The following is a 9,825-nucleotide window of genomic DNA, read 5'->3' as shown; positions in this document are numbered from 1 at the left end:
AGATGAATTACCATTGAAACTGCCGAATACCGATGATATTCAACCATCCGGAACCGGTGAGAGTCCATTGGCAAACGTTAAGGACTGGGTTAACGTCTATGATAAGAATGGTCGTCATGGCCTCCGTGAAACCAACACAATGCCTCAATGGGCAGGCTCTTCCTGGTACTGGTTGCGTTACACTGATCCACACAATGACAAGGAATTTGCTTCTAAGAAGGCGCTGGATTACTGGTCACCGGTTGATCTCTATGTTGGTGGATCTGAACACGCCGTCTTACATCTGCTGTATGCTCGGTTCTGGCACAAGGTTCTCTATGACCTCGGCTTGGTTCCAACTAAAGAACCGTTCATGAAGCTGGTTAACCAGGGAATGATCCTAGGTAAGAACCACGAAAAGATGTCTAAGTCAAAGGGCAACGTGGTTAATCCGGATGATATCGTGACCAAATATGGTGCCGATACCTTGCGACTCTATGAAATGTTTATGGGTCCGTTGACTGAATCTGTACCATGGGATGAAAAGGGCTTGCACGGATCTTACAAGTGGATTCAACGAGTATGGCGATTGTTAATGGATGATAACAACCACCTGCGTGATCGGGTTTCTAACTTTAATGATGGTAAGTTGAACAAGATTTACAATCAGACCGTTAAGAAGGTAACGGAGGATTATGAGCGAATGCACTTTAATACCGCTATCTCCCAGTTGATGGTCTTCGTTAACGCGGCTTATAAGGTTGATGACCTGCCTGTTGAATACATGGAAGGCTTTGTTAAGATGATTTCCCCAATTATTCCACACGTAGCCGAAGAATTGTGGAGTCATTTTGGTATCAGTGATACGATTGCTTACCAACCATGGCCCAAATATGATCCTAAAGCCTTAGTTGAAAACGAGATCGAAATGATTGTCCAAGTAAACGGCAAGGTTCGGGCCAAGATTAAAATGGCCAAGAACACCGACCGTGAAGAAGTTCAAAAGCAAGCTTTGGCAAATGAGCACGTTCAAAAATTCACTAAGGGCAAAAATATTAAAAAGATCATTGTGGTACCAAACAAGATTATTAATATTGTTGCTAAGTAATTGTTAATTAATAAATAAAATGGGTGGTGGCGGAAACGTCACTACCCATTTTATGATCTTAAAGGAGTGAGTGATGATAATGGAAATAGTAAGCTATCCAGCTTTCTTTACTCCGAAGAACGGGGAAATAAAGGTGGACTTTCCAGACTTACCCGAGGCCTTTACTCAGGGAAAAACAATGACGGAGGCACAAGAATACGCTAAGCTTGGATTGGCAATCACAATTAATGATAAGTTGGGCCATTTTGAACCAGCTCCTACCCCTAGTGACTTGAAAAAGCTTCAAAAAGAAAATCCTGGAAAAAATATTCAGTTGGTAGTGGTGGATTTAGATAAATATTAAAAATGACAAAAAAGATGAGAACAAATTGCACAATTGTTAGCTTCACGCTAGAATAGTTAGGATTGTATTTTTAAAAATAGATTGAGAAACGTTTCTCATGAAGAAACGAGCAAGGAAATTAATAAAGGTAGGATATTGCAAATCATGGATAATGAAAATACTAATGATTCGCGTAGTACCGCACCGCAAAATGATGCTCAGTCTAAGATGCTGAGTGGTTCGGCTTGGATGACAGTGGGAAGTATCACCTCACGAATCCTGGGTGCACTCTATGTAATTCCGTGGGTAACTTGGTTTGGTGCCTACAGTAACGAAGCAAATGCCCTCTTTGCGCAAGGGTATAACATCTATAACCTCTTTCTAGTGGTAGCAACAGCGGGGATTCCATCTGCCATTTCTAAACTAGTGGCGCACTATAATGGAATTAACCAGTATGGAGTTAGTCGCCGACTTTACCATTCGGGAATGTATGTAGCTATGGCGATGGGGATTATTTGTGCGACAATCATGATGTTTGGGGCCGCATTAATGGATAACGGTGATCCCAACGTAATTCCCGTCATTCGCTCTCTAGCTTGGGCGGTTTTAATTATCCCAGGCATGGCAATTACCCGGGGCTTTTTACAAGGCTACAATTGGATGGCGCCATCGGCAATGTCACAGTTTGTCGAACAACTTTTCCGGATTATTTATATGTTGGCGGCAACTTACTTCATTATGAAGATTCAACATGGTAGTTGGGTGAATGCCGTTACCCAATCTACCTTTGCTGCTTTTATCGGAGCAATTGGGGCAATCTTGGTGCTTGGAACTGCCTGGGTTCATCATCTGGGCGAGATGAATGGCTTGGTTCAACGCAGTGCTAGCGATGATGATGTTTCGACTGGTCGCCTGGTCTTCAAGATTGCGTACCAGGCGATCCCCTTTATCGTGATCGAATCGGGGATCACCCTCTACCAACTAATCGATCAGTTTACTTTCCCCCGGATGATGGGAATGGTGGGCCATTTTACTCATTATCAAGTGACCGTCCTTTATGCGCTGTTTTCTTTTAATGCTAATAAGCTTTACATGATCGTAATTTCCTTAGCCTCGGCCATGGCTGCAACGGTGATCCCATTGTTGGCAACGGCCCGGGCTCAACGTGACCAGGAGGGAATGCGCAAGCAGATTGAGAATGTTTTGATGCTGTTCTACTTTGTGATGATTCCTGCTTCCTTAGGGATGGCGGCTGTTGCTCAACAAGTTTACACGGTCTTTTACCGTTACGACCCGGCTGGGGTGACCGTTTTGGAATTTGCTTCTTTTGTAGCAATTCCAATGGGGCTTTATACCGTTGCTGCGGCGATGATGCAGGGAATTTCCGAGAACAAACGGATGATGAAATTTCTGGCAATTGGTTTGGTGATCAAGTTAGTTATTCAATTGCCATGTATTTGGGCTCTTCAAGGCTTAGGACCGTTATTAGCTACTTGCATTTCAATGTTCGTGATTAACTACTTAATCCTGCATTCCTTTAATATGGAATTTAATATACGGTTTGCTCAAATGGCGCGACCGACAAACCAAATTCTCTGCTTCTCGTTGATAATGTTTTTCTTTACCAAATTAGTGATGGTTTTGATCAGTCACTTCGTCAGTCCGTATGGTCGTTTCACCGCTTTCTTCTCGTTGATTCCCGGAGTTGTGGTTGGAGTTGGGGTTTATTTCTACCTAGCTCTTAAATACCGTTTGGCTGATGACGTTATCGGGGCTCGTTCAGAAGCACTGCGGCGAAAGCTACATATTCATTAAAAAATTAAGCCACCTTGACCATTTAATTATGATCAAGGTGGCTTGTTTTAATCTAGTTAAAATATTTAGTCGAGGAAACCAATATGGTGCTCGTCTTTAGCTTTTTCCATCTTCTTCATGAAGGTTGGCAGGGCCCGACTGATTTGATGCGGTAGGACGATGTATTGGTCTTCAGCAATTTTTTCGGCGATCGCACTGTGGGCGTACACGGCTGCTAGTACAGCTTTTAAAGAATGCTGGTGAAATTCGGCGGTGAAACCACCCACCATTCCTGCTAGGGTATCACCCATTCCACCAACCGCTTGGGCTGGCGTGCCAATCGTTAATTGGTAAACTTGCTTAGCAGTGTAAATTTCGGTGTGGTGCTTCTTGAGAACGACAATAGCGTTAAGCTTCTCGCGGGCGGCTCGGTTACGTTCTTCGGTTTGGTCGGCGATCTTGATACCGGATAGTCGTTGCCATTCCATTTCGTGCGGTGTATAGATAATATTACCAGCTGGAGCGGCCAATTTTTCCCGCGCCATCAGGGTAATAGCGGAACCATCGATAACGACATTTTGCTGGGCGTTAGTATGGGCAAAGACGTTCTTTAGAATATGTAAGCTTTGAGCATCGTCACCAAGACCAGGACCAACGACTACCGTGGTGGCACCGGCAACTAAACTAGCTACTTGGTTATCATTGGTAAAGTCGGCAAACATAGCTTCTGGTAATTGCGCGTGAAGAGCACCGGAATTACTTTGATCGGTACAGGTAGTGACTAGACCAGCTCCAGCACAAACCGCTGCCGTTGAAGCCATGATGATGGCACCACCAAAATTGCGGTTACCACCAACCAAGGTGACCTTACCAAAGGTACCTTTAAAGCTATGCTTCGGTCGTGGTGTGATGACCTCGTGTAAAATATGATCAGTTAATTTTTCCATATTGACACTTCCTAAATGATTTCAATGTTAAGTACTACACTTTAATGGTATCATTATTTTAGTCGAATTGAATGAAAATGAATTGGAGGAAATTGAAATGACAGATTGGTTAATGGCTGCTAAAAGCCAGAAAAAAGATTACCTGGAAGATTTAACAGCCTTGATGAAAATCAAGAGTGTCCGTGATGACAGTGCAGCCACTGACAAGTATCCGTTGGGCCCTGGCCCATCCCAGGCACTGGCTGCTTTCCTAGAGATGGCTGAACAAGATGGCTTCCGTACTAAAAATATTGATAATGTAGTTGGCTATGCCGAATGGGGTGAGGGCGATGAAACGCTGGCAATTTTGGCTCACCTTGACGTCATGCCAGCGGGCAAAGGTTGGAATACTGATCCTTTTGACCCGGTGATTAAGAATGGTAACTTATATGGTCGGGGAGCTTCTGATGATAAAGGACCGGGAATGGCCTGCTACTACGCCCTTAAGTATTTAAAAGATCAAGGAGTTGCTTTTAACAAGCGCGTCCGATTCATTGTTGGTACTGATGAAGAAAGTAATTGGACGGGAATGCACCGTTACTTTGAAGTTGAGCCGGCACCAACCCTGGGCTTCTCACCGGATGCTGAGTTTCCAGTTATTAACGGTGAAAAGGGCCAGGTATCGTTGAAATTGAGTGTGCCGGCAGGTAATGGTGACCAGTATGTGTTACAGAGTTTTCATTCTGGCCTTCGGTTTAACATGGTACCCCGGGAAGCGGTAGCAATCATTACGGTTCCTAATAAAGAGCAAGTTGAGACTGCCTTTACCCAATTTATTGATGATAATCCAATTAGTGGTCAAGTGACAGAAACTGCTGCAGGTCTTCAACTGAATGTGATCGGTAAGGCTGCCCATGGGATGGAACCAGAACAAGGAATCAATGCAGGAACCTACCTGGCAACCTTTTTGGACCAATATGACTTCGCAGCTGGTGCTAAAAGCTTTATTCATTTTTTGGCGAAGTATCTCCACCTGGATTCACGAATGAAGGGCTTCGATGGTGCCTACACCGATCCAGTGATGGGTGAGTTGACGATGAACTGTGGTATCCTAAATTTTGATCAGGAAAATGGTGGCAATATCGATATGAATTTCCGCTTTCCAAAGGGAATTACACCTGACGAATTGGAAACGATGGTCAAAAAAGTTACCGACCAATTGGGTATTAGTGTTAAACAAGGACCGGCCCAAGCACCACACTATGTTGACCCGACTGATCCAATCGTTAAAGTCCTAATGGATGCTTACATCCACCAAACTGGTGATCAAGATGCCCAGCCAGAGGTTGTTGGTGGTGGAACCTATGGTCGACTGATGAAGCGGGGAGTTGCCTTTGGCGCTTTGATGCCCCAGACCCCCAATACGATGCACCAGGCTAATGAATACCAGCCTGTTGATGATTTGATAAAGTCAATGGCTATCTATATGGAAGCTATTAACAATTTAGTAACTGATTAACGGTCGTCGCTTCCGGAAATAAGCTAACTTTGTGGTAAAATAAAATTGTCGAAAGTAAGTAGTTGTTGGAGGTGTTTTTCATGAGTTATCAAAAGATCCTAGTGGGAATTGACGGATCTAAACAATCAGATATGGCCTTTAATAAAGCTGTTGAAATTACGTTGCAAAACCATGCTCAGCTTTACTTGCTAAGTGTTATTAATGGTGAACGGTATCCAAGCACAGGTCCCAGTGGGTATGGCTTTGTTGATCACAGTATTTATGAATCGGCAGTTGAGGAAATGAAGAAGCGGCTCGGAACATACCGGACTAAGGCCGAAAAGGCAGGAGTAAAGGATGTTAATACCGATGTAGTGATCGGTAATGCCAAACTGGAACTGGCAGAGCACTACCCGAGTGAGAACGATATTGACTTGATCGTCATTGGGGCGACTGGTTTGAATGTCGTGGGCCGGCTGATTGTTGGTTCTACCGCGGCTTATACAATTCGTCAAGCACCTTGTGATGTTACAGTGGTTAAGACCGACATGAAAAATAAGAAATTAAAGATTAAGGAAAATAGTTATCCTGAAATTTAACCAAATATACAAGAAGGGATCCCAGAGTTGTTTATTCTGGGGTCCCTTTAATCGGTTAGGTTAATTACCTGGTAAATTAAACAAAAACTAGTATAATTGTGGTCGTTAAGTATTATTAATTTAAGTTAGTGGGGAGTAAATCAGCAGATGCAATTACGACTTAAGTATTTTATTGTGGGGATTATTGCTTTACTCGTGATCCTAATTGGGGGCATGACTTGGCACCAGCAAACCCATTTTAACCGTAATTCCACGATTAATGGAATTCAGGTTGGAGGACTAACGGCTCAGCAGGCTTACGATAAAGTCAAGAGCACTAAGCGCGCCAACCAAGTTTATCTGAATGGTTATTTGGTTTATAACGGTCCCGCAACTGCCTCAGGAATCACCAATAATGATCAAGAAAAATTTGAGCGAGCATTGAAGAAACAGGCGACCTTTTTCCCATCTGCTAAGCATCAAAACTTGTTGATTAAGGCGAGTCAAGCAACTGACCAACAACTTACTGCTAAGCGGCGAGCGGTTGCTAAACGGTTTGCGGTAATTAATCAAGGACGACGACCAGCTCAAGACGCCTATGCTGAACTGGTAAATGGCCAGGTTAAATTAGTTGCTGCCAAGGCTGGAACCCAATATGATTGGGTAGCATTACAACGTCAATTTGATCGGGAAGCGGCTAATGGTACGATGCGTTTGACTACTCAACGGCACCAACCACTTTCTACTACCAGTCAGCCAGTTCAAAACGAAAAGAAACAGTTACAAAAATTGCTTCATCGAACTGTTACCTATCAAGTTGAAAATAAGTCCTATCGGTTAGGAACCAACGAGGTCATTACTAAGGCAATTTACCGTGATGGTAAGTATCAATTTGATACCACGGCGGTTAATTCCCAAATCAAAAAGATTAATGCGCGTCAGGCTACTCTTGGACGTAACTTTAAATTTAAGACCCATGCTGGCAATATTGTTTCAACGGGAACTAAAGGTACTTATGGTTGGAAGATTAGTCCTCAAAAGGCTGGCCAAACCTTAGCTCGGGCTCTGGCAAATGATAAAAAGAAAGTCAGTGCTGCGCAAGACATTTATGGAATTGGTTATAACACCCGGGGAACGGGATATAATGTTACAGCTAATGATGGAATTGGTAATACTTACGCTGAGTTGTCGATTGCCGACCAGCATGCCTGGTTCTATCGTAACGGCAAGTGTGTCTTTGATGCCGATGTGGTTACTGGCTCTAATACGCCTGGCGATCGAACTCCAAAGGGTGTTTGGTATATCATGTATCAACAATCACCGTCTGTTTTGCGAGGTTCCAATGATGATGGCTCTAAGTATGCCAGCAAGGTGCAGTACTGGTCCCAGTTCACCAACACCGGTTGTGGTTTCCACGATGCTAGTTGGCGGACAGACTGGTCAAAGACTGCTTACTTAAGTAGTAATAATGTAGCTACTGGTGGTTCGCATGGTTGTGCCAATATGCATCCGAGTGATGCTGGTACCGCTTATCATGCAATGCAGGTAAATGAACCGGTGATTGTTTATTAATGTGAGATTCAAAAGATTGGGCTTTCCCAATCTTTTTTGTTTTTTAAAGAGGTGTGATTTTTATTTTTCTCCGTAATTAATAACTAAGGACTAAATGATTATGGAGGAAAATTATGAAGAAAGTTATTTTGTTTAGTGCTGCAGCACTTTTAACCATTAATGTAGCAGGAACTGCTTTGGCAAATGTTCAACCGGATCCAAATCAAGAGGCAATTCAAGACATAATTGATCAGCGCCCAGTTGACGAAGCGGCGGTGCAACAACGTGGGGATGATTATGCTCAAGCTTTTCTTCAGGCCTTTGCGCTCCAGAGTAAAGTTTATCAACAAGCATATGCTAATGGAATTGCTGATGGAAAGAATGGTCGAACTAATCAACCGAGTGGTCAAGTAGCAACAATGGCTTATCAACGGGGATGGCAACATGGCAAGCAGTTACATAAAGTGGGTACCGGTTCATACTCTCAGAAAGTGCCAAATAATGTTGGTGTCAATTCTGTTGATTCTAATGGTGATGATGCATTGGATAAATCTCAGTTAATGCCGGATAGACAGGAAACCGTTCCCCAGAAACTAACGCTTGATCAACGAGCTTTTATTAACCGTCTAGCTGGTCCTGCTCAACGGGTGGGCCGAGAATATGATCTTTATCCATCAGTAATCATTGCTCAGGCAGCTTTGGAAAGTAATTGGGGTAATAGTGGATTGGCTCGGGCGCCATTTCACAACATTTTTGGTATTAAGGGTTATTTTGCGGGTCAATCGACTAACCAACCAACGATTGAATATCAGGCTGGTCAACGTTTGCAATTAAATGATCATTTCCGCTGCTATGATAATGATATTCAATCCTTACGTGACTACGCTCAAACACTTGCAGATCCGCTATACCGAGGTGTTCACCGTCGATTTGCAGCAAATTACCGTCAAGCAACACATGCTTTACAAGGAAGGTACGCGACTGATCCTTTATATGAACAAAAATTAAATCAGCTTATCAAAAATTATCATCTAACTAAGTATGATCAGCTGGTATCTAAGCCTGCTATTGTCCATCACCCGGTCGCCCAATTCACAAATGTTAGGGAATCATCAGCACCAGATATCACCTCTCACCATCCAACCCACTATCATCATCGGCCAATTCACCACCATTCTTTTACCGCCATCGCTTCTATAATTGGGGGTGCTAGTTCAGCTGGCTTGGTTGAAGTGGTTCGTCGCCTTGTTTTGAGATAAAAAAGGCCCCGGCTTCATTTAGCCAGGGTTAACTATTATTGATCGTTAGTTGAGAAGAGCCATTAAAAGGTTCATCTCGTATAAATTTATTAACGGATCTTTGCTAACTTTTCATCAATCATCTGAAGAACAATTTGCACGTTATGTGGATCTTCCAAATCATAAGTTTCTAAATCAATTTTCATTTTGGGACTGGCGTCGTAATCTCGATACCACCGTTTGTAAGCACTCCACATTTTGTAGTAATAGTCTTTAAGCTCAGGATTATGGTCGATTTGTTCATAGTCGCGTCCCCGCTTTTTAATTCGGTAGAGAATGGTTTCAAAATCCGTTTCGGAGTATACCATTAGGTCTGGCGCTTTTTTGGGAAGTTGCTTGAGATCATTCATCATGTTGTCAAGCAATTTCAAATAGACCTCTAGCTCCGTATCCGAAATATTACCCTCAGCGTTGTTTTCGCGTGTGAAGAGAGCATCTTCATAAATCGAACGATCAAGGACATTATTATCATCGGCAAGTGCCTTTTTAATCATTGAAAAACGCTTGTTTAAAAAGTAAATTTGCAGTAAGAAACCGTATTGCTTAGGATTTTTGTAATACAGTGGTAAGACAGGATTATTACCGACTGGTTCAAAAAATGCTTTTGTATGGAGGTGTTCAGCAATTTTTCCCGTCAGTGTTGTTTTGCCGACACCAATCATTCCTGCTGTAATAATCACCATAATGGCCCCTCTTTATTTTAGAATTAACAGCAACCATCATACTACAAAATATTGTGGATTCCCAATATTTTCTTTGCTAGATTTAGTA

The 9,825-nt window shown here is 42.8% G+C and carries 9 protein-coding genes; 7 read left to right on the top strand and 2 right to left on the bottom strand.

Features of this window, described 5'->3' with window-relative positions; all coding sequences use genetic code 11:
• From ACEYV4_RS07715 to ACEYV4_RS07705, 3 genes are all read left to right on the top strand, one after another.
• Nucleotides 1-1,087: class I tRNA ligase family protein (locus tag ACEYV4_RS07715; RefSeq protein ID WP_373842751.1), on the top strand; the 1,087-nt coding region annotated here is incomplete at its 5' end.
• A gap of 79 nt (nt 1,088-1,166) precedes the next feature.
• Entirely contained in the window at nt 1,167-1,430 is a 264-nt protein-coding gene (locus ACEYV4_RS07710) for a type II toxin-antitoxin system HicB family antitoxin (protein WP_373842750.1), read from the top strand.
• 144 nt (nt 1,431-1,574) lie between these two features.
• Entirely contained in the window at nt 1,575-3,224 is a 1,650-nt protein-coding gene (locus ACEYV4_RS07705; RefSeq protein ID WP_373842749.1) for a polysaccharide biosynthesis C-terminal domain-containing protein, read from the top strand.
• Between the two features lie 65 nt (nt 3,225-3,289).
• On the opposite strand, the gene ACEYV4_RS07700 is transcribed toward ACEYV4_RS07705, so the two are convergent.
• Entirely contained in the window at nt 3,290-4,150 is an 861-nt protein-coding gene (locus tag ACEYV4_RS07700) for an NAD(P)H-hydrate dehydratase (RefSeq protein WP_373842748.1), read from the bottom strand.
• Nucleotides 4,151-4,247: 97 nt separating this feature from the next.
• On the opposite strand from ACEYV4_RS07700, the gene pepV reads away from it, so the two are divergent.
• The 4 genes from pepV to ACEYV4_RS07680 all read left to right on the top strand — a co-directional run bounded on the left by pepV (nt 4,248) and on the right by ACEYV4_RS07680 (nt 9,015).
• Nucleotides 4,248-5,648: a dipeptidase PepV gene (pepV, locus tag ACEYV4_RS07695; protein ID WP_373842747.1), complete on the top strand. Its 1,401-nt coding sequence runs from the start codon at nt 4,248-4,250 to the stop codon at nt 5,646-5,648.
• An 80-nt stretch (nt 5,649-5,728) separates the two neighbouring features.
• Entirely contained in the window at nt 5,729-6,226 is a 498-nt protein-coding gene (locus ACEYV4_RS07690; protein ID WP_373842746.1) for a universal stress protein, read from the top strand.
• 147 nt (nt 6,227-6,373) lie between these two features.
• The gene (locus ACEYV4_RS07685; protein WP_373842745.1) at nt 6,374-7,777 is read left to right on the top strand and encodes a L,D-transpeptidase; all 1,404 of its coding nucleotides are present in this window, start codon (nt 6,374-6,376) and stop codon (nt 7,775-7,777) included.
• Between the two features lie 113 nt (nt 7,778-7,890).
• Nucleotides 7,891-9,015 carry a glycoside hydrolase family 73 protein gene (locus ACEYV4_RS07680; protein ID WP_373842744.1) on the top strand — a complete coding sequence of 375 codons (1,125 nt, stop codon included), beginning with the start codon at nt 7,891-7,893 and terminating at the stop codon, nt 9,013-9,015.
• 89 nt (nt 9,016-9,104) lie between these two features.
• On the opposite strand, the gene ACEYV4_RS07675 is transcribed toward ACEYV4_RS07680, so the two are convergent.
• A complete protein-coding gene (locus ACEYV4_RS07675; protein ID WP_373842743.1) occupies nt 9,105-9,737 on the bottom strand; it encodes a deoxynucleoside kinase in 633 nt (210 codons plus the stop codon).
• Nucleotides 9,738-9,825 lie beyond the last annotated feature (88 nt).

This window comes from Limosilactobacillus sp. (assembly GCF_041859915.1).
In the GTDB taxonomy this organism is placed as follows: Bacteria; Bacillota; Bacilli; order Lactobacillales; family Lactobacillaceae; genus Limosilactobacillus.
This window is presented reverse-complemented; position numbering and strand designations above follow the sequence as displayed.